This is a genomic window from Methylobacterium sp. CM6257, assembly GCF_054611515.1.
This window is the reverse complement of the sequence record NZ_CM137735.1, coordinates 1,571,242-1,595,167: the sequence shown is the minus strand read 5'-3', so window position 1 is coordinate 1,595,167 and position 23,926 is coordinate 1,571,242. Positions and strand designations below refer to the sequence as shown.

Here is a 23,926-nt window from a genome sequence, read left to right as displayed (position 1 = left end):
CGGCTCGATCTACCGGCGAGGACCGCTACTAACTCTCGCCGACGCGGAGGCGTGTATCGAGGAATTGCGCGAACTGATGGAGGCCTGTGGCTTTCCGCTCGCACGCGAAGCTGGCGAGGTGTCAGGCCGGGGTGTTGGAAGGTAGTCTGAACAGCAACCCTGCAGACCTCGCGCCTGGCCCGCAGCATCGAGAGCTAGATGCCAAGCTTGGCTGCGATCTGCCTCTCAGGCCGTGGCGCTGCTTTCCAGCAGCGCCACGGCCTCGCGCTTCAACCCGGCCGTGAACGTCCGCCTTGATGTCCTCAACAGACACCTTTCCATTCCCGCAGGAGCGTGACAAAGGCGTCCACCCATTTAGAGGAGGATCAAAGCTCCCGAGACAAATCTTGGCTAGAAATAAGGATCGTAGCCGAACCGCGGCCCAAACCCGAAGCCAACAGGGCGGAAGGGCCGGAAGAATCCGGGCCCATAAGCAAACCGTGGCCGCATGGGCGGTCCATAGGCATAAGGCGGCGGACCATCATCGAACGCCTCGACAAATACCTCGCGCACGAGTGGCCGGGGGCGGTAGACCATCGGCCGCTCGACCACGACCTCACGAACGATGCGCCGCGTCCGGTAGACGGGGCGCTCTACAACAACCTGGCGCACAATCCGGCGCCTGCTAGAGACAGCGCGGTAGCGAAAAACCGGACGGCCTTTGTAGGTCCGGTGGCTGTAGCCGACAGGCTCGTCGGCACTGGCTGGAGCGGTGCTCACCACCATCCCGGTACCAAGTGCCAACGCGCCAGCGAGGAAGTAGGCGATGGTCTTCATCTCAGCTCTCGACACTGCGCAGGGTCAAACCGATCGGACGCCTGCAGGAGACCGTACGCCCAAGCTTACGGCCGTGTCTATCGATGGGTTCCCTCCCGCTTCGCATCGAGCGCAATCCAAGCATCGCTGGATCCATTTTGGAGGTCGAGATTTCGCCTCGCCGTCAGACGCCTCTGTGCCGGATGGAATATGCTCTCTGACTAGGCTGAATCGACTGAGCAGGCGTCCACGCGGACTGCCCCGTCAGCTGTCAACATGCAGATGTACTCGCGTCCAGCGTCTGTGACGAAGGAGTGAAACAGCTGCTCCTCAAATACGCTTAGGCTGCCGCCGGATATTTCCACGATCTTCTCCCGCGCGCAGTCTGCCAAAACCGATTCGTCATCTTCCGACGAGGAAAGAGCAGATTGCGTGAATACAATCTCAAATGACATACGTGGCTGCCTTCATGCGGAGTAAATTTCAGAGCAGAGCGCCGGACGCCTCGCGCCATCCCGTGGCAAGCGCCTACGATCCGACCTTAAGGCAGAGCGAATCCTTCCAACTCGCCTCGTGCCCATCACCGGGTTGAGCATACGGCCATGAGCACTTGGGCTGACGCGGTCTCATTGCCGTGCGAGTTCCGGTAATCAGCCGACGCTGACGCCGTCCGACACACGGCCGAGAGGGCCGCTCGCAAGACCGCCGGCCTCGTCAAGCTCAGAAGCATTCGACGTGCGGATCGGCTCGATGCTCTGCGGCATGCAAGTTCCTTGCTGTTGATCAATCCTTTAGACAAATATGCCGATAGCTTTCCAAAGAAGCGCCTTAGCAATGCTTCCGCGTTCAAGTGATCACAGCAGCCTTTGCGCATCAACCCCGAGGAAATGCTGCGGTGCAGCATAAAAGGAACGGCCACGATGCGCTTTGCCCGGCTCAAGCCATGATCCCAGAGTGGCAAACTCCTGTGCTGCCATCGGCTTTCGGGAAGCCTGGGCGCACAAGCAACTACCAGTTTTCTGAGCCGACTCAGCGCCAGCTCGAAGTCGACCAAAATCGCCGTAAGCTGCTCATGTCGCAGTTGTTTCGGCTTTAGGCGCGGTCGGATGACGCAGGTAACGAAACTGCCAGCAGAACAAAAATTTTAGGGAACCTCTTCGAAGTCGCCGCTCGGTGAGGCTATGCCCTTGTCCGACCTAGTGCTTTCGCCGATTGAGCATGGGCACAATGGCCAAGCGGCTGCCACGATGAGCCCGACCCGGCACCGCAGGCGCGGATGCCGAAACATGGCAGAACCTGGGCAATCTGGAGCGGCATCAGGAATGCTGGCCCGTCGATCATCGACAGTCTACCGGGCATCTCAGCGGCGGTGCAGTTTGATGGCTGCCATCGACTGCGTCGCCAGCCGGCCTTTTAGATCAGCATGGCTGCGGCTCGTCGCGGGACACTGGATCAAAGATCGGAGCATATTATTACCGCATGTATCGACCTCATCACAGAGATCAGAAGTATAATTTAGGCGTGAGCGAGCCGCCTTGTTAGGTGAGGCTCGACGAGGCGTGAATATTTTCATATATCCACTGACTGCAATTTGATATAAATCTCTCAAGCTTCTCTACGAAAGCGTTAGGTTGTCTGCTGGCAAGCAGCAATGCTTAAATGACAGAGGAGCAGGTGGCTCATTGCTCCTCCGCTGTAGCAGGAGAGGCGCTGCCGTGAGCATGCATTCGGAAGGGTCGGACCGCTTGGAAGCCCTGCTGGCGGGCATAGCCCGCGAAACCTATGCTAGGTCCGCCCTCAAGCTCGCCGCGCAGTTCGAAGGCAGGCTGACCGAGACCGAAGCCCTCGTCTATGACGAGGCCCTGCTGCGACTGGCGCGGGCCGAGAAGAGCGAGGTGCGCGTACATCTCTCGCAACGCTTGGCTCCTGTCGGAGCCGGCCCGGTGCGCACCGTGGCCGATCTCGCTTACGATCTCGATCCTGAGGTCGCCGCGCCCGTCCTGCGCAGGTCCGTGCTCCTCCGGGACGCTGACCTCGTCATGATTGCAAGATCCCGCGGCCAAGGGCATCTCGAGGCCTTGGCGGAACGGCCGGCCGTCAGCGCGCCGGTGACGGATGTCGTAGTGGCTCGTGGCTCTTGGCCGGTGCTGCGTCTTCTGGCGGCGAACCGAACGGCGGCGTTATCTGGCCATGGGTTGGCCCGGCTTGTAGCCCTATCCTGCGGCGATGGTCACATCACGGTGGCCTTGACCAAACGCAGTGACGTGCCGGCCGCGGCCCAGCGCGATCTGCTAACCCAGTTCAGGGACATGGCGACAGCCGGGCGCCCCTCACTGCGCGGCGAATGCTCGGAAGTGCGGCTCCCCAGCGAATTTCCGGGTGCGGTGAGTTCTCCGCAGATATCGGCTCCTTCAGGGCAAGAAGATAGGGATCCGCTCTCGGCCGAGAGGCTTCTCTCGGCCACGATGCAAGTCGATCTCTTGGCCCAATCGCATACGCTGACGAGCCTGTCAGTGTCTGATGCCCTCGCGGGTGGGCGCGTGGCTGAGGCTGTCGTCATCATCGCGCGCCTCGCAAATGAGGAACCGGAAACCTTCGTTCAGGCTCTCAGAGGGTTGAGCTCCATCAAGAACCTTGCCCTTCTGGTGATGCGCAGCGCCGACCTGAGTTGGGCTACGGCCGAGCGAGTTCTGCGCGAGACCGGGAGCCGGGCGGATCGCGGGGGCAACCTGCCGGCCCTGAATGTAGCGGTTCAGAGAGAAGCGTATGTCGGGCTATCGAGCCGAGCGGCGCAGCGTGCGCTGCAGGCCGTTCGGCTGCGCGCCGGCTTCACAATACTAGAAGGTAAGCGATCGGTGTCGCGTTGACAGATCGAGGTTGCGAGATCTTGACGTCGCAAGCCACCGATCGCGGGGGCGCCGCAGCAGCGGACATCGTTGGAGGCCGAGGCTGCAGCGCTATCGGCATATGTTGGATGATCTTCACCAGCGCCGCGCGAGTCAACGCGCGCGGTCGCCCGATCTCCGGCTTCTTAGATTCAGACTATTCGGTGCGACGGTAAGTGGAGGTGCAGATCTGTTCCAATCAGGTTCGCTGGATGCTGGCTTCCGGAACCGGTAGGGCACATGCTTCGCGACAGTCTGCTTGGCGACGAGCAACGCAGCTGTTGCGCGGGGCGGACGATGTTCTGCTTGTGGCGTGATCCACGCGCGCAACCCGCGCTGACGCAACGTCCGCTTCCGAGAAGCCGCCGGGTACGGCATAAAGGCAGCAACGGGCGCAAAGCCGAACGTCCGGTCCTGCGCGCGATGGCTGTCTGGCGTGATGTAGTCTGGCCGAGAGCCGCCCGTCCGCTTCGGAGGTCTGCCTATGGGTTAGCGGACGTTCTGATCGGCCCCGGTGAAGAGCGCGAAACGACCCGCAGCCGCTCCAGCGAAGCGGCGCATCTGAGGTCTGCTTCCCTGAACGGACCCAGAGATTCCCCGGGATGTCACCCTGCCGCCAAGGACAATCGGTGTGGATAGGTCAAGCCCAAACAGCGGCGCTTTCCGTTCACCCCCGTTCGACTGGTGCGCCCGCTTTCTCCAGTGCCGAGAAGCCGCCGGCGATGTGGGCGACCGGTCCCAGTCCCATGTCCATGAGCGTCTTGGCAGCCAGGGCCGAGCGATTACCCGAGCTACAGTAGAGCAGCAGCTTTTTGCCACCTGCAAGCGCGGCCCTGTGGGTCGGGCTTGTCGGATCGGCCTGGAACTCCAGAAATCCTCGCGGCACGTGAATTGCCGCTGCGATCTTGCCGGTTTTGCTCAGTTCCTCGCTCTCGCGCACGTCGACGAACACCGCGTCCGGCTGCCCGAGGCGCGCCAGCGCTTCCTCGGCCGACAGGGTCTCCACCGCGCGGCTGGCCTCAGCCACCAAGTCCTTCGCGCTTTTCGTGGTCATGATGGCCTCCGTCACTCGCCCCAAGCTGCGCCGTCGAGCGCGTTCAGCGGGATCTTCAGGTAGCGTCTTCCGTTCGCCTCGGGCTCGGGCAGGCGGCCGCCCCGGATGTTCACCTGCAGCGAAGGCAGGATGAGCGTCGGCATCGGCAGCTCACGGTCGCGCGCCTCGCGCATCCGCACGAACGCCTCCTCGGTCCCGGTCTCGGTCAGGTGCTTGTTTTCGGCCCGTTGCCGGGCGACCGTGCTCTCCCAAGCGGCCTCGCGCCCACCCGGGCGGTAGTCGTGCCCGGTGAACAGCCGCGTCTCGTCTGGCAACGCCATGATGCGCGCGATGCTGCGCCAGAGCACGTGCGCGCTGCCGCCCGGGAAGTCCGCCCGCGCCGTGCCGCTATCTGGCATGAACAAGGTGTCGTGGATGAAGGCGGCGTCCCCCACCCGGTAGGCGATGGAGGCCAGGGTGTGACCCGGCGTGAACATCACCTCGACGTCCAGGGTGCCGATCCGGAAGCGCTCGCCGTCGGCGAACAGGCGCGACCACTGCGAGCCGTCCGTCCGGAACGTGTCGGGCAGGTTGTAGAGCCCCTTCCAGAGCCGCTGCACCTCGACGACCTTCTCGCCGATGGCGGTCGGGACGCCGGTCCTGTCGTGCAGGTAGCCCGCCGCCGAGAAATGGTCGGCGTGCGGGTGCGTGTCGAGGATCCAGTCCAACGCGTAGCCCTCACGCTCGATGTGGGCGAGCAGGGCGTCGGCGGACCGGGTGGCGGTCGCGCCGGACCTCGGGTCGAAGTCGAGCACGGGGTCGATGATGGCGCAGTGCTTCGTCTCGGGGTCCGCGACGACGTACTGGATGCTGCCGGTCGCCTCGTCGTAGAAGCCCGTCACGGTGGGCCGCCCGCGCAAGGGCGCGGTGATCTGGTCCGACATGGATCTCCTCCGTCCGGGTTCAGGTCGTCGCGCCGAGGAGCGGTGGGATCCCGCGGGCTACGACATAGAGGCCGACCAGGATGACGAGGCCGGCGAAGGTGATGGTCAGGGCACGCTTGTGCTCGGCGAGGCGTTTGCCGAGGCGGGCGCCCGCGAGGCCGCCGAGCATGCCGCCGAGGATGAACAGGCCGGCCACCGGCCAGTCGATCAGGCCCGAGGCGGCGTAGCTGGCCGCGGTGGCGGCTCCGAAGGCGCTGACCGCAACCAGCGAGGTGCCGATGGCCATCGGCAGCGGCATACCGGTCGCTAGCATCAGGCCCGGCACGATCAGGAATCCTCCGCCGATGCCGAAGAAGCCGGAGAACAGGCCCACGGCGAACCCGATGCCGAGCAGCCAGGGCAGGAGCACCGGGGCGCTCCGCTTGGTCAGGCGCACGTCCGGATCGCCCGCGCCGCGCCGCTTGCGCAACATCAGGCCCCCGACGACGAGCATCACGACCCCGAACAGGGCCAGCAAGCTCTGCCCGTTGACCGCCTTGGCCGCCGCCGAGCCGGCGAGTGCGCCGCGGACTCCGGCAGCCGAGAACACCGCCGCGCACCGCCCCTTCACCATGCCGGCGCGCCAGTGCGGGACGAGGTTGCCGGCCGCGCTGGCCGAGACCGCCAGGGCGCTGGTGCCGATGGCCACGTGCGGCGAGCTCACCCCGACCACATAGGTCAGGAGCGGGACTGCCAGGATTGAGCCCCCTCCGCCAACGAGGCCGAGGATCACGCCGACGACCCCACCGGACCCGGTCGCGAGGCCGGATGTCAGCAAATTGGGCATCACGCGTCCGCTCCCTGCACCGTCGAGGGCTTCGAGGCCGCCGAGGGCACGAGGCGGAACAGCAGCATGCCGACGACCATCGCGGCTACGAAAGTGGCGGCCTGCGCTGGAACGACCGTGAGGATGGTCAGCGCCGGCCCGGGGCAGAGGCCGGCAAGACCCCAGCCCACACCGAAGATCGCGGCACCAGCGATCAGGCGCAGGTCGAGATCGCGCCGGGTCGGGATCTCCAACCGTGGCGCAAGCAGCGGCTTGCGCCTGCCCCTCGCGATCAAGTAGCCAGCGGCCGAGACCGCGACGGCGCCCGCCATGACGAGGGCGAGGCTCGGGTCCCAACGTCCGGTCACGTCGAGGAAGGCGAGGACCTTGGCCGGGTTAGCCATGCCGGAGACGAGTAGGCCGAGCCCGAACAGCAGGCCGACGGCAAAGGCGGAGGCGGTCTTGGCCATGACTCAGGCTCCGAGCAGGTGACGCGTGACGAAGACCGTGGCGATCGCGACGGCCATGAAGGTGCCCGTCGCGACGAGGGAGCGGGGTGAGCCGCGACCGATGCCGCAGACGCCATGGCCGCTGGTGCAGCCGGCCCCGAGGCGCGCGCCGAACCCGACGAGCAGGCCCGCGAACACCAGGAGCGGGAACGAGGTGGCGACTGTCACAGGCGGCATGCTGCCTCCCAGGCCGGCATAGACCAGCGGCGCCAGGACCAAGCCGGCCAGAAAGGCGATCCGCCAGCCGGTCTCGCGAGAGGGCGGGGCCAGCAGCCCGCCGAGGATGCCGCTGATGCCGGCGATGCGTCCGTTGAGGAGCAGGAACAGGGCCGCGGAGGCGCCGATCATGAGGCCGCCGAGGGTAGCGCTGAGTGGCGTGAAACCGTCCATGGTGATCTCTCCCGAGCTGCGGCAGCGGCAAACCCGTGGGCGCCGCATGATCCGCGAGCCACTTCCGGGGTTGTCGTTGACCAAGTGCCCCCGCGCTCGGCCGCAGAAACATTAGATGATACTTAATTAGTAAGATCTAATCCAACGTCAAGAGGGAGATGGCAGATGATCCCCGGAACGGCGGAGCGGGTCCCGCTCCACACAGGCGCGCACGACAACCGGCGCATCGCCGCCGACCTTGATGCCAGTGTCCGCTGGCATGCCGAGCACCCGCAGGCCATCGGTCGCCGGATACGCGAGCTCGACGCGGAGTGGGACATCGAGCGGACACTGGAAGCCAATGCCGCGACGCTGGCGCTCACCGGAACCGTGCTGGGCATGACCGCCGACCGGCGCTGGCTCGCCCTGCCGCTGGCAGTGACAGCGTTCCTGCTCCAGCATGCCGTTCAGGGCTGGTGCCCGCCCTTGCCGGTGCTTCGGCGGCTCGGCTTCCGCACGGCCCGCGAGATTGAGGTGGAGCGCAACGCTCTGAAGGCGCTCCGGGGCGATTTCGGCCCCATCGGACCGGGCCCGGGCGACCACGACACCCGGGCGGGTCACGCGCTCATGGCGGCCAGGCTCTGATGCTGGGGCGCCAGAACGGCCTCGCCATCTCGCCGGGCTAAGGGTGAATGTAGGCGAATCCCATGCCCTGCAGGCGCGCCAACTCGGCGACGCCGCTCGGCACGATATCGTCCTCGCTCACGCCGTAGAGAGCGCCGCGGTCGATCTTCCGTTCCCGCAACGTGTTGGCGCAGACCAGGAACCTGACGCCCGCGGCCCGGAGGGCATCGATGCGTCCGGCAAGATCCGTGTTGTCCACGGCAGACTGGAGGAGCGCGACCCCGTCGCCGAGGCTCACCACGCGTATGTCGACGTGCTCCTTGCCTACGGCCTCGACATGGTTGCGCAGATTGCCGAGCAGGCGCTTGAAGTAGACGGTATCGTCGGGGCCTCTCCCACCGTTGTGGTAGACCACCTTCTGGTCCGCGTAGTAGCCGGCCGGCGCTGCCGAGCCGGGCCAGGCGACTCCCGCGCCAAGGGTTGCGAGCAGGACCGCGAGCAGCAGGCTTCTAAAGACGATCGTCACCGGGCTCTCCGTCGTCGGTCAGGGGCTCCGGGGCCTGGGCAGACAGGCTGTCGAGCCGCGCATGGTCGAGCCCATCCTCCAGCTCTGGTCCGGCGGACGCGCCGCTCCGGAGGCTGCCCGTCGTCTCCGGCCTGACCTGCCGTGCGGCGTGGGCCGTACCTCGTGATCCGAGCACCACGACCTTCGTGCCGGTCGGCACCCGCCGGTGCAGGTCAATCACATCCTGGTTCATCATGCGGATGCACCCTGAGGAGACCGCCTCGCCGATGCTCCACGGCTCCGTGGTGCCGTGTATGCGGTAGAGCGTGTCTTTGCCGTCCTTGAACAGGTAGAGCGCCCGCGCACCGAGGGGGTTCCTCTCCCCGCCCGGCATGCCGCCCGCCCAGCGCCCATTCCGTTCCGGGTCTCGCCGGATCATGTCGGGCGTCGGCGTCCAGCGCGGCCACGCGGCCTTGCGGGCGACCGTCGCCTCACCGGTGAACTCGAAGCCCGCCTTGCCGACACCAACCCCGTAGCGCATCGCCTTGCCACCCTCCATGACGAGGTAGAGGAAGCGCTTGTAGGGGTCGACCACGAGTGTGCCGGGCGACTCATTCGTCGGGTAGTCGACCACCTGGCGGACGTTGCGGGCCTTGAGGTCGCGCGGATCGACCGCCTCCACCAGAAACGGCTCGTCTGTGATCGCCGCGTACCGGCGCAGGGCATCCGGTGCGATGCGTGGCCGGGCTTCCGCGACCGGAGCCGGTGCCCCCATTGAGGCCGTGCAGGCGCCGAGCGCCGAGGCGAGCGCGATCAACGCCGAGAGGCGCAGGACCCGCCGCATCACGAGCGCCCCCTGGCGCGCGCCTGGGCCGCCGCCTGCTTGAAGCCGTCGTAGTCGAGCGCCGCGGCCACCTTCAGCGGGCCAATCAGGAAGACGGGCGTGCCCTGCAGGCCGAGAGCATCGGCCTGGTCCAGGTTGCGCTGGAGCAGAGCGGCGATCTCACCCTGATGGGCCTTCCCATCTTCCTCCAAGCGGGCCATGTCCGCGCCCGCGGCGGACACGGCCTCCAGCATCCGCTCCTTCGAGATCCTGCGGCCCGGAATGGCCATGAGCGCCCGGTGCACCGCGTCGTAGCGGCCCTGGTACTTCGCCGCGAGGGCGAGCTGGGCACCGTAGACGGAGGCGTCGCCGAGAATCGGCCAGTCCTTGTGGACGAGGCGGATCCGCCCGTCCGCTTTCACCAGCCGGAGAAGGTCGGGCTCGGACTTCTTGCAGAAGGGGCAGTTGTAATCGAGGAAGGCGACAATGGTCAGGTCGCCCTTCACGTTGCCGGAGACAGGCGCCTCGGGGTCGTTGAGGATGGCATTCGCGTCGATGCCTTCGGCGAAGGCTTGGCCAGCTCCCGGCGGTGCCAGCAGGGCCGGCGCGAGCGCGGCGGCGGGCAGAAGGGCGAGCAGGGTCCTGCGGTCCATGACGGTCTCCGTGGGGTTGTCGAGGGGGTGTTGGCTCAGGCGCCGACCAGGGCGAGACGGCGCGTCAGGTCCTCGACCGTGAGCTCGCCCTCGCTGCGGCCCTCCGGCACCTCGGCACCGTCAGGGCGCATCAGGATGAGCGTCGGTGGGCCGACGACCTCGAAGCGCCGCATCAGGGCGCGGGTGTCGGCGTCATCGCGGGTGACGTCGGCCCGGATGACCGAGACGGCCCTGAGCCTCTCACGGATGCCGGCGTCGGCCAGGACCGTCCGCTCGTTCGTCCTGCAGACGGTGCACCAGTCGGCGGCAAACTCGATGAGCACCGGCTTCCCCTCGGCACGTGCGGCCTGGAGGGCGGTCTCGAATGCGGAGACGGAGGAAACCGTGCGGGCCTCGGTGGCCCGACCCACCTGCGGAAAGCCGAAGCCGGCGAGCGGTCCGAGGGGGGCGGATCCGCCCGCCGTGGCGCCAACGACGAGGGCGCAGCCGTAGGCGACGGCCACGATCCCCGCCGTCCTGCCCACGCGCGCCGGGATGCCGCTCGTGGCAACCGCCGCGACCGACAGCCCGAAGCCGATGGCGAGCGCGCCCCAGAGCAGGAGCGACAGCCCGTCCGGCAGCAGGCGGGTGATCAGCGAGACCGCGAGCGCCAGGAAGACGAAGCCGAACGCTTGCTTGGCCCGCACCAGCCATGGGCCGGACCGCGGCAGGACACCGGCGCCGAACGTGCCGACCAGCACGAGCGGTGCGCCCATCCCAAGGCCGAGCGCGAACAGGGCCAGCGCGCCGCGCAGGACGTCGCCGGTCTGGGCGACGTACAGGAGCGCGGCGGCGAGAGGCGGGGTCACGCAAGGCCCGACGATCAGGGCCGAGCTGAAGCCGAGCAGCGCGGCGCCGAGGATCGATCCCCCTTTCGCCGCGGGCGCGCCACTCCGGCGATCTCGCCACCAGCGCGGCGCCTGAAGCTCGAACAGGCCGAACATCGAGAGAGCGAGGGCGCCGAAGGCGGCGGCCATGAGACCGAGCGCGACCGGGGTCTGAAGCGCGACCTGCAGGTTGCGCCCGAGCCACGCCGCCACGAGACCGAGGCCGGCATAGGCCCCGGCCATCGCGAGGACATAGCTGCCAGAAAGGATGAAGCCGCGTTCGGATGTCAGGTCCTGGCCCGCGCGGACCAGCATGCCGGAGAGGATGGGCACCATAGGCAGGACGCAGGGGGTGAACGCCAGGAGGATGCCGAGCCCGAACATGCCCATGAGGACCCCGGCCAAGTTACCGGTCAGGAGCGATGCGGGACTCTCGGGAAGGACGCTCGAACGCGAGGCGTTCGAGGTTCGCTCACCAGCAGCCTCCGTCAGACGGCCTGTCGCGAGCACCTCGTCCCGGGGCGTGGGATCCTTCGCGCCCAAAGCCGACATGTCGATCCGGCGCGTGACCGGCGGGTAGCAGATGCCCTTCTCGGCACAGCCCTGGAAGGTGACCCGCACCTCGCGCACGCCCGCGAGCGCTGTGCCCGGAACGATGGCCTCGGCCGAGCCGTGGTAGACTTCCGTGGGCCCGAAGTTCGGATCGTCCTTGGTCTCGCCCGGCGCGGTGCTGAGGGGCAGCTCAAGGCCGGCCCTGGCTTCTGCCCCGATCTTGTCCCGGTAGAGGTAGGTGCCGGGAGGAATGGTCCAATGCAGGCGGAGCGAGAGGTCGGCTTCGCGGGTGGCAGAGAGGGTGAACGGTGTTCGCCGGACGGACCCTTCCTGGCACTGTCCGGGCGACCAGAGCGCCGAGCCTGTCCAGACGAGAATGGCCAGTACGATGTGGGCGATAAGGTTCGGCATGAGAGGGCGGGGTCCGGGGTCGGATCGGTCCGCCGCGGGTCGGAAGCGCAGCTTAAGCCAGGCTTAAGCCAAGCTCGGCGGATGCCGGACAGCCAGGGAGACATGCATGCGCATTCTCGTCGTCGAGGACGACCATATCATCTCGGACGGCCTCCGGGCCGGCCTCGCCATGAGCGGCGCGACGGTCGACTGCGTCGCCACTTGCGCCGATGCGGACGCCGCGCTCGCGGCGAGCCGGTTCGGTGCCGTTGTCCTGGATCTGATGCTGCCGGACGGCTCCGGTTTGGATGTCTTGCGCAGCCTGCGCCGCCGGGGTGATCGAACACCCGTCGTCCTGCTGACCGCCCGCGACGCCGTGGCGGATCGGATCGCGGGGCTCGATGGCGGAGCCGACGACTACCTCAGCAAGCCCTTCGATCTCGACGAGCTCTCCGCCCGAATCCGCGCCGTCGTCCGGCGGGCCTCGGGACGGGCCGCGGCCAGCCTGGAGCACGGCGGCATCAGACTCGACCCTGGCACCTCGACCGTCACGGTCGACGGGGCGCCAGTCACCGTGTCCCGGCGCGAGTACATGGTGCTGGCGGCCCTCATGGAACGGCCGAGCGTGCTGCGCTCGAAGTCCGAGTTGGAGGATCGGCTCTACGGCTGGCAGGAGGAGGTCGAGAGCAACGCAATCGAGGTCCACATCCACAACCTGCGCGCCAAGATCGGCAAGCACGCCATCGAGACGGTTCGGGGCCTTGGCTATCGCATGAGGGCGCTCGCATGAGGTCGCTGCGCATCAGGCTCTTCGCCATCCTGCTGCTTGCCACCGGCCTGATCTGGCTGAGCGCCATGGCGTGGATCTACCTGGGCTCCAGGCGCGAGGTGGAACGGGTCCTCGACAACCGCCTCCAGGAAGCCGCGCGCATGGTCAGCTCCCTTGTGGGTGCGGTCGGCGGAACGGACTCAGACGGGACACCGCACACGATCCAGGCCCCGATGTCCTACGAGCGGCAGCTCTCCTGCCAAATCTGGTCCATCGACGGCCGGATGGTCGCGCGCTCGAGCGGCGCCCCGGAGCGGCGCCTGAGTGACGCGCCGGCGGGCTTCTCAGAGCGCGAGGTGGACGGCGAGACCTGGCGGGTTTTCACCGTCGAGGAACCCGAGAAGAAGGTCCGCGTCATGGTCGGCGACCGCCTCGGCTTGCGTGAGCGCCTCGTCACGGACCTCATCATGGGCCTGCTCGCGCCGGCCCTCCTCATCGTCCCGCTGCTCGGCATGCTGATCTGGGTGAGCCTGGGGCGTGGCCTCCGCCCCTTGCGGCTGATGGCCCGAAACCTGGCGGCACGGGAGGCCGATGACATGAGCGCCATCGACGCCGCACGAGCGCCGACGGAGGTACGTCCCCTGGCGGCCGCCCTCAACGGGTTGTTCCTCAAGGTCGAAGCGGCCCGCCGTCACGAGCGGGAGGTGACAGCCTTCGCCGCGCACGAGCTGCGCACGCCGCTGACCGGCCTGAAGACCCAGGCCCAGGTGGCTCTGGCCGCCACGGACCCGGACGTCACGAAGGCCGCACTCCGCCAGATCATGGCAGCGGTGGACCGGACCACCCACCTCGTTCGCCAGCTCCTCGACGCCGCCCGGCTCGATGCCGCCACGGAAGCCCGGCCGTTGACGGAAGTCGACCTGGGCGCGCTCGTCACCGAAACTGTGAGGGGCATGCGGACGCCGCCTGGCATCCGAACCACCATCGATCCCGGGCTGCGGGGCTTCACGATCCGCGGGGACCCGGACAGCCTGCGCCTCGCTGTCAGGAACCTGCACGAGAATGCCGTGCAGCACATGGAGACCGGGACGATCGAGTGGGGACGGCGACCGGAGGGCGGGGGCGTCTTCGTGCGCGATGAGGGTCCAGGCATTCCAGACGAGGAATTGCCGCACGTGACGAAGCGTTTCTTCCGGGGACGCCATAAGAGTGCGACGGGGAGCGGTCTCGGGCTGGCCATCGCGGAACTGGCGTCGCGCCGGAGTGGATTGAGCCTGCAGCTCCGCAACCGGTCTGACCGGCCGGGGCTTGAAGCGGAGATCCTCCGAGGCTGATCGCGCTCGTGCGCTCAGCCGAGGTTCGGACAGAAGATATCCTTTAAGGTCGCGAGCACGCGCGCCGCCCGCGGATCCTCCAATCGGTAGTAGAGCGTCTGGCTCTCTCGCCGGAACGCCACGAGCTCGTCCTCACGAAGCTTGGCGAGATGCTGCGACAGGGCCGACTGGCTGAGTTCAACGGCCTCGGCGAGACTGGTCACGTCCATCTCGCCGCGCGCGATCAGCAGGCACAGGATGAGGAGGCGCTTCTCGTTGGCGAGCAGGCGCAGCAGTCGCGCCGCATCGGCCGCCTTGTCCTGGAGGTGCAGCAGGTCGGTCGGCGTCACAGCATCCATCTATCCGCATCCCAAGACGTTAGGTCCATCTTATTTAGGTGCTTCTAATATATTTTCAGCGGGTCGTGCGACTGCGCTGCAAACGCAGGCGGGTGTATTGGATCGATGGGCGAACTGGCCGCGGCACCCTTCAGGCTCCAGGTCGGCGACAAGATCATCAAGCACTTGGTCGGTCGGGGCAATCACACGTGGGGCAGGCGCCCGCGCGACGGCGCGTTGGGTTGAGCAGATGAACCGGCAGCCAGGGAAGGCCGAGCCGTTCGGCAAGCGCAGCGTCCTATGACCCAGCGATGCTGACGTGGAGATGAGGCTCTTAGACGGCTGACACTTACGCGAGTCATCGGAGAGCCTGGGTGATAGCTCTGGTGCGCTGGAGTACGGGTACAGCCCGCACAGAACTTCGACGGCCGTGGGGCCGCTTCGCAATAGGGATTGAGCGATGCCGATAGCATGGCGTGTACCGGCGTGAACTTCAGTCCAGAGGTCCCGAGCGTTTGATCAACATCAAGGTGTGACCACCCAGGCCGGGTCAGTCTAAGCCCGGCTGCACCGACGGCCGACTTCATCGCTGGCGGCGGCGCTCGTGATGGGGGACATCCACCGTTAGTTTGGGAGGGCGCCATGACGCTGGCAACACTGGTGCAGGTGACGGCCCTCACCACCCTCCTCACTGGCGGCTCGCGGTCCAGCGCAGGCGCCCAGACATCAACGGGTCCGGGAAGCACTCCGGACCAACGCGCCCAGCCCAATCAGCCTGGGATGATGGGCCCTGGCATGATGAGCGGCATGGGAGGGATGGGCCAGGGCGGCATGTGTGGATTGATGGGCCACATGATGCACGGGGTGAACAGCAGCATGATGGATGGCGGCCTCAGAATGCGGATGATGTTCGCTATTGCGGACATGGACGGAGACGGGTCGCTCTCGTTCGAGGAAGTGACGGCTATTCACAAGCGCATCTTCAATGCGGTCGACGCCAACAAGGATGGAAAAGTGACCCCTGACGAGCTTCGGAAATTCTTCGGAGAGCAGTGATCAAAGCTCACATCGACCCGCAAAGAACGAGCGGAAGCAGGACGAGCGGGCACACGTCTTCCTCAGCCCAGTCCCGCCATGGGCCAGCGATGATGCAGGTGGGCGATGACATGTGGCATGAGCGTGCCGGCGCCCCCGGCGGCTTCCAAGTGTGTAGGATCAGGGTGGATGTGCTCGATGAGGTCCATGTCGGGGGCCGGCCGTAGATAGGTCGTCGGCACCATGGCCGCTCCGTTCGACGAGGCGGACACCATGACCATGATCGGTATCCCTGTCGTCGCCGGGCCGGCCAGCGAGAGGGTAGATCAGCAGTTTCTGCGAACCTTCCTCGAACACCGGCACTGAGACCACGCTCGCGCGTGGGTCGCCGCCCATGGCACAGACATGCTCAAGCGCCTCCTCATCGTGCTGCTGGCCGTCGTCAGCGGCTTCCTCGTCGCGACTTGGTGGCCCGCCGCCCCCGACGCACTGCGAGCCCTGCTGACCGGCACGCGGCACGAGCCCACGATCGCACGCCCAGAAGTCACACCGGCGGCCGTTCCAGAGCTGGAACGGTCCAGGCTGGTTCGCCTGACGGACGATCAGGTCGCGCGGGCCAGGATCCGCATGTCCCCCGTCGGCGAGGGGCGCCTCTCGCGTCACCTGCACGTCCCGGGCACCATCGTGCCGAGCGCCGACGGCACCGCCCGGATCGCGGTGAAGACGACCGGCACGGTGGTGGAGCTGCGCAAAGGGCTCGGCGACAAGGTCGGCAAGGGCGAGGTGGTCGCCCTGCTCGACAGCCGCGAGATCGCCGATGCCAAGGGCGAGTACCTGGCGGCTCGGGTGACGGCCGCGCTCCAGAAGACCCTGTACGAGCGCGACAAGGAGCTCTGGGACAAGCGCGTCTCGTCCGAGCAGCAGTACCTGCGCTCGCAGGCGAGCTATCAGGACTTGAAGGTCAAGGAGGACGCGGCCCGCCGCAAGCTGACCTTTCTCGGCCTCAGCCAAGCCGAGATCCAGGCGCTGCCGAACCAGCCGGAGGCTCAGTTCGAGCGCCAGGAGATCCGTTCGCCGCTCAGCGGCAAAGTGGTGGAACGGCGCGTCGACCTCGGGGCGGCCGTCGGACGGGACAACCTGGAGACCGAACTCTACAGCGTCGTCGACCTCTCGACCGTCTGGATCGATCTCGCGGTGAGCCCCAGCGACCTGCCGCTGGTCCGCGAGGGCCAGACCGTGGTGGTGCGGGCGGACGCCACCGGCGAAGCGGCTCGCGGTCGCATCGTCATCATCGTGCCCGTCCTCGATCAGACGACGCGCGCGGCGCGGGTCGTCGCGGCGCTGCCCAATCCGGACGAGATCTGGCGGCCCGGCTCCTTCGTGGCCGCCGAGATCGCGATCTCAGACAAGCCCATTCGGGTCCTCATCCCCGCGACAGCCATCCAGACCCTGGAGGGCAAGCCGAGCGTCTTCGTGCGGGTGGCGGAGGGCTTCGAGACGCGGCCGGTCAGCCTCGGGCGGTCGGACGACGACGGCGTCGAGGTGACGGCGGGGCTGGAGCCGGGAGAGGTCATCGCGGTGGCCAACACCTTCACGCTCAAATCCGAGCTCGGCAAGGTCGCGGCGGAGGACTGAGCCATGATCCGCTCGGTCCTCGCCTTCTCTGTCGCCAATCGCTACGCGGTCATTTTGGTCACGCTCATCGCGGCCGCCTTCGGCGCCTGGTCGCTCACACGGCTGCCCATCGACGCGGTCCCAGACGTCACGAACAACCAGGTGCAGATCAACGTCATCGCGCCGGCGCTGACGCCGGTCGAAGTCGAGAAGCAGGTCACGGTCCTGGTCGAGCGGGCGCTCGCCGGCACGCCGGGCCTGGAGAGTATGCGCAGCTTCTCGCGCAATGGGTTTGCCCAGCTCACCGCCGTCTTCAGCGACAGGGTGGATGTCTACTTCGCCCGGAGCCAAGTGAACGAGCGGCTGGTCGAGGTGCGAGGCACGCTGCCCCCCGGGGTCGAAGTCCGGCTCGGACCGATCTCGACCGGGCTCGGCGAGATCTACTGGTGGGCCGTCGAGTACCGGCCGCCCGGCGACGGATCGCCCGTCCGGGAAGGCCAGCCCGGCTGGCAGCCGGACGGCAGCTATCTGACGCCTGAGGGCGAGCGGCTGAATTCGGACTTCGAACGCGCGGTCTATCTGCGCACGGTCCAGGATTGGATCGTCCGGCCGCAGATGAAGAGCGTGCTGGGGGTGGCGGGGGCCGACGCCGTTGGCGGTTTCGTGAAGGAGTATCAAGTCCAACCCGACCCGATGAAGCTCGTCGGCTACGGCCTGTCCTTCGCCGACCTCACGCGGGCCATCGCAGCCAACAATGTGACCCGCGGGGCGAACTACGTCGAGCGTAACGGCGAGGGCTATGTCGTCCGGGCCGGCGGGCTGATCGAGACCATCGACCAGATCCGCGACATCGTGGTGGCCACCCGCAACGGCGTGCCCATCCTGGTCCGGGATGTCGCCGCGGTCGGACTCGGACGGGAGCTCCGGACCGGCTCGGCCAGCGAGAACGGGCACGAGGTGGTGCTGGGCACCGCGCTCATGCTGATCGGCGAGAACAGCCGCACGGTCGCGGCGGCAGCCGCCGCAAAGATCAAGGAGATCAATCGGCTGCTCCCGCCAGGCATCCAGGCCCAGACACTGCTCAGCCGCACGGACCTTGTCGATGCAACGGTCAAGACGGTGGCCAAGAACCTCGCGGAAGGGGCGCTGCTGGTCGTCGCGGTGCTGTTCTTGGCCCTCGGCAACATTCGCGCGGCGATCATCACGGCGCTGGTCATTCCAGTGGCCATGATGCTGACGGCCACCGGCATGCTGGCGGGGCGCATCAGCGCCAATCTGATGTCGCTTGGCGCCCTTGACTTCGGCCTCATCGTCGACGGCGCCGTCATCATCTCCGAGAACAGCTTGCGGCACCTCGCAGAGCGCCAGCACAAGTTCGGGAGGCCGCTGACCCCGGACGAGCGGCTGGAGACCGTTCGCGTCTCGGCCGAGGAGATGATCAAACCGAGCGTCTACGGGCAGGCCATCATCATCCTGGTCTACGTACCGCTGCTGACCTTTACCGGGGTCGAGGGCAAGACGTTCGCACCGATGGCGCTGACGGTGCTGATCGCGCTGGGGGCGGCCTTCATTCTGTCGCTGACCTTCGTGCCCGCCATGATTGCGACCGTGATCACCGGCCGCGTCAGCGAAGGCGACAATGCTCTCATTCGGGTGCTGAAGGGCGCCTATCGGCCTTTACTCGCCGGCGCGATCCGGGCACCCCTGGCTTATGTGGCCGGCGCGATCGCCATTCTCTGCCTGGCAGGGATCCTGGCGACGCGACTGGGCCAGGAGTTCACGCCGACGCTCGACGAGAAGAACATCGTTCTGGAGGCACGGCGCATCCCCTCGACGGCCATCTCGCAGTCGCAGGCCATGCAGCTCGGCGTCGAAGAGGCGATGAGCAAGTTCCCCGAGGTGGCCTTCGTCTTCTCGCGGTGCGGCACGCCCGATATCGCGGCGGACCCTATGCCGCCGAACGCCTGCGATGCCTACCTCATCCTGAAGCCGCAGAGCGCGTGGCCCGATCCGGAGGAAACCAAGGAGGCGCTCATCGGCCGGATGGAGGCGGAAGCGAAGTTGATCCCGGGCACGCTGCTGGGCTTCTCGCAGCCGATCCAGATGCGATTCAACGAGCTCATCGCCGGCGTGCGCGACGACCTCGCGGTGAAGGTGTTCGGCGAGGAGTTCGGGCCGATGGTTGAGGGCGCCCGCAAGATCGCCGGCATCCTGCGGAGCCTGGACGGGGCCGCCGACGTGAAGGTCGAGGAGGCAGTCGGGCTTCCGTTTCTAGAGATCAAGATCGACCGGCGGGAGATCGCCCGGCGCGGATTGAGCATGGCCGATGTGCAGGACGTGATCGGGACCGCGGTCGGCGGCAAGGACGCCGGGCTGGTCTACCAGGGTGACCGTCGGTTCAACATCGTCGTGCGCCTCGCCGACAACGTCCGCGGCGACGTCGAGGCGCTGAAGAATCTCCCGGTCCCGCTGCCAGTCTCACAGGTTGCGCAGGGCCGGACGGGCACGGGCGTTCCGTCGGCACCCGGGCCGGCCGGAGGTCTCAGCGTGCCTTTGCGGCAGCTGGCGAGCTTTACCTTCACGGAGGGACCGAACCAGGTCAGCCGCGAGAACGGCCGGCGCAGGGTCGTGGTGACGGCGAACGTGCGCGGCCGCGACATCGGCTCGCTGGTGGCTGAGGCGCAGGCGCGCATCGCCGCCGATGTGAGGCTGCCGGCCGGCTACGAGGTGCATTGGGGAGGACAGTTCGAGAACCTGACGGCAGCACGCCAGCGCCTGACGATCGTGGTGCCGGCCTGCTTCGCGCTGATTTTCATCCTGCTGCTCGGGGCCCTGGGCTCTGCCCGGGATGCGTCTATCGTGTTCAGTGCGGTGCCGATGGCTCTGACCGGCGGGGTGGCGGCCCTGTGGCTGCGGGACATGCCCTTCTCGGTTTCGGCGGCCGTCGGTTTCATCGCCCTTTCGGGCGTGGCGGTCCTGAACGGCTTGGTGCTGCTCAACCACATCCGCACGCTGGTGGCGGACGGAATGGCCGTTCCGGAAGCCGTACAGGAGGGCGCCCTGACCCGCCTCCGACCCGTGGTCATGACCGCGCTGGTCGCCGCCCTGGGTTTCGTGCCGATGGCCCTGGCGACGGGCACGGGCGCGGAGGTGCAGCGTCCGCTGGCGACCGTCGTGATCGGCGGCCTCGTCAGTGCGACGCTGCTGACGCTCCTGGTCCTGCCCGCTCTGTACACGCGGTTTGGCAGGGTGACAGCCAAGCCAGCCGAGGATGTACCGAGCGCAGCGTCAGAGCGCCTGAGACCGGCGGCATGAGGATGCGCTCGAAGAGCCTGTGCCAGGGACGAACTCGGCATCTTGCCTTGATCAAGCGCAACACTCGGCCGTCTGTGGGGTGCACACGACCACGCTCCGGCTCACCGGAGAGAAGCCGGGCAGCGGGACGCGTAAACGCTCGCTCGGACCGGTCACGACTTCCGGAAGCGAGACAGAAATCTCTCGCCCGCCTGAGCCGCCATTTCGAGCTGCGGCTTCAGTGCCGGGATGTCCTCACTCAGGAGCGCGAGGCCGAGAGGCAGCATCCAGAGGCCGAGGACGGGCAGGAATGACAGCACCCCGCCTCCGATCAGGACGAGCGCCGCCGCCAGTCGTAACGGCCGCCGCGAGGGCACTCTCAGCCACACGACCGCGTCGCGCACGCGCCCGGGAAGCCGACCGGTCAGACGGTCGATCCGCGCATCCCAATCCGCGGCGGTCGGGCTCATGCCACCCTGGTCCCGATAAAGGCCTTCAGAGGCTGATCGCGTCGATCGGGCATGAAAGCCTCCGCCGCCGAATGCCGTCGGTTTACCCCGGCTTCACCGTGGTCCCAGATGCCCGCTGGCTTCATCGGTCGGTGCCCCCCTACTTCGCATCGACCGGCAGCCGGACGACCGGAGCGCGCCGCCGTTCGTGCTCGGGAGAGGAGCCTCGCTCCGGGTCCTGCCTGAGCGCGGGAAACTCTGCCGCCGTGACGGTTTCCATGTCGAGGAGGAGCGTGGCCCCGGCCTCCAGATCCTGTCGCCGCCGTCGCAGGATCTCTGTCGCCCTCTCGAATGCGCCCGCCACGATGTCCCGACCGGCAACGTCGATCTCGCGAACCGTCAGTTCGGCCGCGTTCGGCCGGTCGATGCCGAACTCGGTCAAGAACGGGTTCGCGGGTGGCAGATAGGTGCGCTGGCCGAGCTCTGCCGTCATCCCGTGCCGGGTCACCATGTCCAGCGCGATCTGGGTCGCGCGCTGCAGGTCATCCGCGGCACCGGTCGAGACATCCCCGTCGAAGACCAGCGCCTCGGCCGCACGGCCGCCGAGCAGGACCGCGACCCGGTTCCGCAGCTCGCTCGCCGTGATCAGGAACTTGTCCTCGGTGGGACGCTGGATCGTGTAGCCGAGCGCCCCGACCCCACGCGGGATGATGGAGACCTTCAGGACCGGGTCGACACCCGGCAGGCTCGCGGCAACGAGCGCGTGTCCCATCTCGTGGAAAGCCACGCGCCTCCGCTCCTCCGGCCCGAGCACGCGGCTGCGCTTCTCAAGCCCGGCTACGATCCGCTCCATGGCGGCCGTGAAGTCGGCGTAGGTGACGTCCGCTCCGCCGCGCCGAGTCGCCACGATGGCGGCCTCGTTGACGAGGTTGGCGAGGTCAGCGCCCGTGAACCCGGGCGTGATGCCCGCCACCTCGTCCAGGTCGAGTTCCCTGGCGAGCCGAACCTTACCGACATGCACCTTCAGGATCTGGACACGGCCCTTCCGGTCGGGGCGGTCGACAAGCACCTGCCGATCGAAGCGGCCGGGCCGGAGGAGCGCCGGATCGAGGACCTCCGGCCGGTTTGTGGCGGCCAGGAGGATCACGCCGGTAGCCGGGTCGAAGCCGTCGAGTTCCGCGAGGAGCTGGTTGACGGTCTGCTCGCGCTCATCGTGGCCACCGAGGATCTGGGTGCCGCTGCGGCTGCGGCCGAGCGAGTCCAGTTCGTCGATGAAGATGATGGCGGGCGCGGCCCCATGGGCCTGCTCGAACAGGTCTCGCACCCGGGCGGCGCCGACGCCGACGAACATCTCGATGAACTCGGCCCCCGAGATCGAGAAGAACGGAACGCCGGCCTCGCCGGCGACGGCGCGTGCGAGCAGCGTCTTGCCGGTGCCCGGAGGCCCGACGAGCAGGATGCCCTTCGGTGATCGCGCCCCGAGCCGCCCGAACGACTTGGGATCCTTGAGGAAGGCGACCGTCTCCTGCAACTCGGCCTTCGCCTCGTCGACGCCGGCCACGTCCTTGAACGTCACCTTCGTATCGGTCTCGACATAGACCTTGGCCTTCGATTTGCCGATGGTCATGAGACCGCCGAGGCCGCCTTGTCCCGACAGGCGGCTGAACAGGAACTGCCAGAGGAGATAGAAGGCGAAGGCCGGTAAGATCCAGGAGAGGAGGCCCGTCAGGAAACCCGTAGGTGGGGCACCCTTGACCACCACGCCTTTGGCCGAGAGCTTGTCGGCGAGCGCTGGATCAACGCGCGTCGCCACGACGTACCGGCGGCCGCTTTCCGCCGGCTCCTTTAGCGTGGCCGTAATCCGGTCGGTGCCGACGGTCGCCTCGGCAATCTTTCCCTGGGACACCAACTGCTCGAACTGGCTGTAGGGGATTGTCTCCGTCTGGCTGACTCCGACCCATAGATCCTGGACGAGCAGCACGCCGAAGAAGGCCGCCATCACGTACCAAAGCGCCCAGCTCAACTTTCGCTTGTTTCGGTCCACGAGCGCCTCCCACGTTGAAACGGGAAGTGCACCGTTCGAGCGGTGATGACTTTGCGCCAGCTCAAACGGGCGCTGGCGATGATCTCCTGGGTTGGGGTGGTCTCGCCCCCATGGTCGGCCTGCAGGTCGAGGTCGTGACCGCACTCAAGGGCGTGCCGGCCGAGCTATAGTCGCTGCTGATGGCCGGCATCGGCGTCTACACGCTGGCCCGCTCGGTGGACAAGATCGTGCCGCAGGTGGCCGGGCCGAAACGGTGAGAACCCGCGCCGTGGGCAGTCACCGATGACGGGCGAGATGCCGCCCCGGGCACGCACAACGCGGGCGGGCCGCCGCGAGCAAAGGACCGGGACGATGTCCGACCACTCACCCGGGTGGATCGGACGCCTCTCCGGCCAGGACGTCTCTTTGGCGTGGCGCGGCTTGGGCGGACCGAACCCAAGCCCACTATCTGCGTACTATACCGTGGGGATTTGCCGACAAATACGTCATCCGAGAGTATACCGGCTAGTCATTACAGCTAAGGTCGTGCCGATGAGGAGTGAAGCCCCTCGTCAGCGATGAATGACTCAGCCCGCCCGGCCCAGCCGCGGCGGGCTTTTCTTCGGCCGAGCTGGAACATTTTGGATAAGGCGAGCTTGTCGCCCCAACTCGTCCGCACCTTGCGGGCCAATCTGGAATCCGGAGAAGCCAATGCATGCTGAAGCCGTCTTTGCTGCCGCCTTCCTAGCCGGGTTCGTCGAGTTCGCGTGTCTCTGTCAGGAGGCACCGACCTCTTCCGACGACTGAGCCTCAGGGTTGCGACAGCGAAAGGCGCTGCTGAGAGCTCGCCCGTTCTGCCATCGCGGCGGGCTCTCCTCCGCTCCGGGCGCTGTTCCTGTCCAGCCAGGCGCTCGGCGTAACGTACCGAGCGACTTGTCCCTCGACCCGCCCGACAGTCGCCGCGGCGGGCTTTTTCGACCGGTAGGCGCTAGCCTACTCCTTTGCGGCGAGGACTTTGCGCGCCTCGGCCAGCAACACCTCGTGCTGCACCGCCAGGGGGCCGGTGTTCGGCACAAGACGGCTCGCCTCGGTGATCATCTTGCGGAATTTCTGGCGATCGAGCCCCCGCCACCCCCGACTCGCGACCACGGCTGAGAGCACAATCTGCACCGCCTCCGTACGGGCGTTTGCTTCTGCCAGAGCGACCTCGCGCTCCGGCAACAGCTCCAGTGCCCGTTGGATCGCCGCCTGTGCTAGCGCGATCTCTCCGCGCACAGCGTCTTCCGCCATCCTACCATCCTTTGCCGCTCTGGGATGGGCTTCCTGGGATGCGCAAGC

The 23,926-nt window shown here is 67.2% G+C and carries 22 protein-coding genes; 7 read left to right on the top strand and 15 right to left on the bottom strand.

The window, feature by feature from the left end:
* Window positions 1-390: 390 nt before the first annotated feature.
* The gene (locus ACYCO6_RS07635) at window positions 391-816 is read right to left on the bottom strand and encodes a hypothetical protein (protein WP_459770776.1); all 426 of its coding nucleotides are present in this window, start codon (window positions 814-816) and stop codon (window positions 391-393) included.
* A 1,700-nt stretch (window positions 817-2,516) separates the two neighbouring features.
* On the opposite strand from ACYCO6_RS07635, the gene ACYCO6_RS07630 reads away from it, so the two are divergent.
* Window positions 2,517-3,662 carry a DUF2336 domain-containing protein gene (locus ACYCO6_RS07630; RefSeq protein ID WP_459773465.1) on the top strand — a complete coding sequence of 382 codons (1,146 nt, stop codon included), beginning with the start codon at window positions 2,517-2,519 and terminating at the stop codon, window positions 3,660-3,662.
* A 685-nt stretch (window positions 3,663-4,347) separates the two neighbouring features.
* On the opposite strand, the gene ACYCO6_RS07625 is transcribed toward ACYCO6_RS07630, so the two are convergent.
* Genes ACYCO6_RS07625 through ACYCO6_RS07605 form a run of 5 tightly spaced genes read right to left on the bottom strand, consistent with a single transcriptional unit; the run spans window position 4,348 to window position 7,361 of the window.
* Entirely contained in the window at window positions 4,348-4,734 is a 387-nt protein-coding gene (locus ACYCO6_RS07625) for a rhodanese-like domain-containing protein (protein ID WP_459770774.1), read from the bottom strand.
* Window positions 4,735-4,745: 11 nt separating this feature from the next.
* Window positions 4,746-5,657 (bottom strand): MBL fold metallo-hydrolase, encoded by a 912-nt coding sequence (locus tag ACYCO6_RS07620; RefSeq protein ID WP_459770772.1) that lies wholly within the window; start codon window positions 5,655-5,657, stop codon window positions 4,746-4,748.
* A gap of 19 nt (window positions 5,658-5,676) precedes the next feature.
* Window positions 5,677-6,483, bottom strand: a complete 807-nt coding sequence (locus ACYCO6_RS07615; RefSeq protein WP_459770770.1) for a sulfite exporter TauE/SafE family protein — start codon at window positions 6,481-6,483, stop codon at window positions 5,677-5,679.
* Window positions 6,483-6,932 carry a DUF6691 family protein gene (locus ACYCO6_RS07610; protein WP_459770768.1) on the bottom strand — a complete coding sequence of 150 codons (450 nt, stop codon included), beginning with the start codon at window positions 6,930-6,932 and terminating at the stop codon, window positions 6,483-6,485. The genes ACYCO6_RS07615 and ACYCO6_RS07610 overlap by 1 nt, the downstream gene beginning before the upstream one ends.
* Window positions 6,933-6,935: 3 nt before the next feature.
* Window positions 6,936-7,361: a YeeE/YedE family protein gene (locus ACYCO6_RS07605; RefSeq protein ID WP_459770766.1), complete on the bottom strand. Its 426-nt coding sequence runs from the start codon at window positions 7,359-7,361 to the stop codon at window positions 6,936-6,938.
* Window positions 7,362-7,526: 165 nt separating this feature from the next.
* On the opposite strand from ACYCO6_RS07605, the gene ACYCO6_RS07600 reads away from it, so the two are divergent.
* Window positions 7,527-7,985 (top strand): hypothetical protein, encoded by a 459-nt coding sequence (locus ACYCO6_RS07600; protein WP_459770764.1) that lies wholly within the window; start codon window positions 7,527-7,529, stop codon window positions 7,983-7,985.
* A 37-nt stretch (window positions 7,986-8,022) separates the two neighbouring features.
* Here the strand turns inward: ACYCO6_RS07600 and ACYCO6_RS07595 are convergent, their stop codons facing one another.
* The 4 genes from ACYCO6_RS07595 to dsbD are packed head-to-tail and all read right to left on the bottom strand — an operon-like array spanning window position 8,023 to window position 11,774.
* Entirely contained in the window at window positions 8,023-8,490 is a 468-nt protein-coding gene (locus ACYCO6_RS07595; protein WP_459770762.1) for a DsrE family protein, read from the bottom strand.
* A complete protein-coding gene (locus ACYCO6_RS07590; protein WP_459768869.1) occupies window positions 8,474-9,313 on the bottom strand; it encodes a L,D-transpeptidase in 840 nt (279 codons plus the stop codon). Before ACYCO6_RS07590 ends, ACYCO6_RS07595 begins: the two co-directional genes overlap by 17 nt.
* Complete coding sequence (locus tag ACYCO6_RS07585; RefSeq protein ID WP_459770760.1) at window positions 9,313-9,945, bottom strand: DsbA family protein; 633 nt, start codon at window positions 9,943-9,945, stop codon at window positions 9,313-9,315. Before ACYCO6_RS07585 ends, ACYCO6_RS07590 begins: the two co-directional genes overlap by 1 nt.
* Before the next feature lie 35 nt (window positions 9,946-9,980).
* Entirely contained in the window at window positions 9,981-11,774 is a 1,794-nt protein-coding gene (gene dsbD, locus ACYCO6_RS07580; RefSeq protein WP_459770758.1) for a protein-disulfide reductase DsbD, read from the bottom strand.
* Window positions 11,775-11,880: 106 nt separating this feature from the next.
* On the opposite strand from dsbD, the gene ACYCO6_RS07575 reads away from it, so the two are divergent.
* Both ACYCO6_RS07575 and ACYCO6_RS07570 read left to right on the top strand, forming a co-directional pair.
* A complete protein-coding gene (locus ACYCO6_RS07575; protein WP_459770755.1) occupies window positions 11,881-12,543 on the top strand; it encodes a response regulator in 663 nt (220 codons plus the stop codon).
* On the top strand, window positions 12,540-13,856 hold the full coding sequence (locus ACYCO6_RS07570; RefSeq protein WP_459770753.1) for a sensor histidine kinase N-terminal domain-containing protein: 1,317 nt from the start codon (window positions 12,540-12,542) through the stop codon (window positions 13,854-13,856). Before ACYCO6_RS07575 ends, ACYCO6_RS07570 begins: the two co-directional genes overlap by 4 nt.
* Before the next feature lie 14 nt (window positions 13,857-13,870).
* On the opposite strand, the gene ACYCO6_RS07565 is transcribed toward ACYCO6_RS07570, so the two are convergent.
* The gene (locus ACYCO6_RS07565) at window positions 13,871-14,194 is read right to left on the bottom strand and encodes an ArsR/SmtB family transcription factor (RefSeq protein ID WP_459770751.1); all 324 of its coding nucleotides are present in this window, start codon (window positions 14,192-14,194) and stop codon (window positions 13,871-13,873) included.
* Window positions 14,195-14,815: 621 nt separating this feature from the next.
* Between ACYCO6_RS07565 and ACYCO6_RS07560 the strand changes: the two genes are divergently transcribed.
* The gene (locus ACYCO6_RS07560) at window positions 14,816-15,229 is read left to right on the top strand and encodes an EF-hand domain-containing protein (RefSeq protein WP_459770749.1); all 414 of its coding nucleotides are present in this window, start codon (window positions 14,816-14,818) and stop codon (window positions 15,227-15,229) included.
* A gap of 62 nt (window positions 15,230-15,291) precedes the next feature.
* On the opposite strand, the gene ACYCO6_RS07555 is transcribed toward ACYCO6_RS07560, so the two are convergent.
* On the bottom strand, window positions 15,292-15,489 hold the full coding sequence (locus tag ACYCO6_RS07555; RefSeq protein ID WP_459770747.1) for a hypothetical protein: 198 nt from the start codon (window positions 15,487-15,489) through the stop codon (window positions 15,292-15,294).
* Between the two features lie 124 nt (window positions 15,490-15,613).
* Between ACYCO6_RS07555 and ACYCO6_RS07550 the strand changes: the two genes are divergently transcribed.
* Window positions 15,614-16,843 carry an efflux RND transporter periplasmic adaptor subunit gene (locus tag ACYCO6_RS07550; RefSeq protein ID WP_459770745.1) on the top strand — a complete coding sequence of 410 codons (1,230 nt, stop codon included), beginning with the start codon at window positions 15,614-15,616 and terminating at the stop codon, window positions 16,841-16,843.
* Between the two features lie 3 nt (window positions 16,844-16,846).
* A complete protein-coding gene (locus tag ACYCO6_RS07545; protein ID WP_459770743.1) occupies window positions 16,847-20,137 on the top strand; it encodes an efflux RND transporter permease subunit in 3,291 nt (1,096 codons plus the stop codon).
* A gap of 152 nt (window positions 20,138-20,289) precedes the next feature.
* Here the strand turns inward: ACYCO6_RS07545 and ACYCO6_RS07540 are convergent, their stop codons facing one another.
* The 3 genes from ACYCO6_RS07540 to ACYCO6_RS07530 all read right to left on the bottom strand — a co-directional run bounded on the left by ACYCO6_RS07540 (window position 20,290) and on the right by ACYCO6_RS07530 (window position 23,878).
* On the bottom strand, window positions 20,290-20,586 hold the full coding sequence (locus ACYCO6_RS07540) for a hypothetical protein (RefSeq protein ID WP_459770740.1): 297 nt from the start codon (window positions 20,584-20,586) through the stop codon (window positions 20,290-20,292).
* A gap of 139 nt (window positions 20,587-20,725) precedes the next feature.
* Window positions 20,726-22,609, bottom strand: a complete 1,884-nt coding sequence (gene ftsH / locus ACYCO6_RS07535) for an ATP-dependent zinc metalloprotease FtsH (protein WP_459770738.1) — start codon at window positions 22,607-22,609, stop codon at window positions 20,726-20,728.
* Between the two features lie 972 nt (window positions 22,610-23,581).
* Window positions 23,582-23,878, bottom strand: coding sequence for an ATP-dependent helicase (locus ACYCO6_RS07530; RefSeq protein WP_459770735.1), 297 nt, complete (start codon window positions 23,876-23,878; stop codon window positions 23,582-23,584).
* Between the last annotated feature and the right edge of the window lie 48 nt (window positions 23,879-23,926).

Bases quoted from the DNA above. Each gene is read 5' to 3' on its own strand.
- ACYCO6_RS07545 (WP_459770743.1), top strand. From the start codon at position 16,847: ATGATCCGCTCGGTCCTCGCCTTCTCTGTCGCCAATCGCTACGCGGTC.
- ACYCO6_RS07560 (WP_459770749.1), top strand. From the start codon at position 14,816: ATGACGCTGGCAACACTGGTGCAGGTGACGGCCCTCACCACCCTCCTC.
- ACYCO6_RS07635 (WP_459770776.1), bottom strand. From the start codon at position 816: ATGAAGACCATCGCCTACTTCCTCGCTGGCGCGTTGGCACTTGGTACC.
- ACYCO6_RS07550 (WP_459770745.1), top strand. From the start codon at position 15,614: ATGCTCAAGCGCCTCCTCATCGTGCTGCTGGCCGTCGTCAGCGGCTTC.
- ACYCO6_RS07540 (WP_459770740.1), bottom strand. From the start codon at position 20,586: ATGAGCCCGACCGCCGCGGATTGGGATGCGCGGATCGACCGTCTGACC.
- ACYCO6_RS07575 (WP_459770755.1), top strand. From the start codon at position 11,881: ATGCGCATTCTCGTCGTCGAGGACGACCATATCATCTCGGACGGCCTC.
- ACYCO6_RS07530 (WP_459770735.1), bottom strand. From the start codon at position 23,878: ATGGCGGAAGACGCTGTGCGCGGAGAGATCGCGCTAGCACAGGCGGCG.
- ACYCO6_RS07555 (WP_459770747.1), bottom strand. From the start codon at position 15,489: ATGGTCATGGTGTCCGCCTCGTCGAACGGAGCGGCCATGGTGCCGACG.
- ACYCO6_RS07625 (WP_459770774.1), bottom strand. From the start codon at position 4,734: ATGACCACGAAAAGCGCGAAGGACTTGGTGGCTGAGGCCAGCCGCGCG.
- ACYCO6_RS07570 (WP_459770753.1), top strand. From the start codon at position 12,540: ATGAGGTCGCTGCGCATCAGGCTCTTCGCCATCCTGCTGCTTGCCACC.
- ACYCO6_RS07600 (WP_459770764.1), top strand. From the start codon at position 7,527: ATGATCCCCGGAACGGCGGAGCGGGTCCCGCTCCACACAGGCGCGCAC.
- ACYCO6_RS07630 (WP_459773465.1), top strand. From the start codon at position 2,517: ATGCATTCGGAAGGGTCGGACCGCTTGGAAGCCCTGCTGGCGGGCATA.
- ACYCO6_RS07590 (WP_459768869.1), bottom strand. From the start codon at position 9,313: ATGCGGCGGGTCCTGCGCCTCTCGGCGTTGATCGCGCTCGCCTCGGCG.
- ACYCO6_RS07605 (WP_459770766.1), bottom strand. From the start codon at position 7,361: ATGGACGGTTTCACGCCACTCAGCGCTACCCTCGGCGGCCTCATGATC.
- ACYCO6_RS07620 (WP_459770772.1), bottom strand. From the start codon at position 5,657: ATGTCGGACCAGATCACCGCGCCCTTGCGCGGGCGGCCCACCGTGACG.
- dsbD (WP_459770758.1), bottom strand. From the start codon at position 11,774: ATGCCGAACCTTATCGCCCACATCGTACTGGCCATTCTCGTCTGGACA.
- ACYCO6_RS07610 (WP_459770768.1), bottom strand. From the start codon at position 6,932: ATGGCCAAGACCGCCTCCGCCTTTGCCGTCGGCCTGCTGTTCGGGCTC.
- ACYCO6_RS07615 (WP_459770770.1), bottom strand. From the start codon at position 6,483: ATGCCCAATTTGCTGACATCCGGCCTCGCGACCGGGTCCGGTGGGGTC.
- ACYCO6_RS07565 (WP_459770751.1), bottom strand. From the start codon at position 14,194: ATGGATGCTGTGACGCCGACCGACCTGCTGCACCTCCAGGACAAGGCG.
- ACYCO6_RS07585 (WP_459770760.1), bottom strand. From the start codon at position 9,945: ATGGACCGCAGGACCCTGCTCGCCCTTCTGCCCGCCGCCGCGCTCGCG.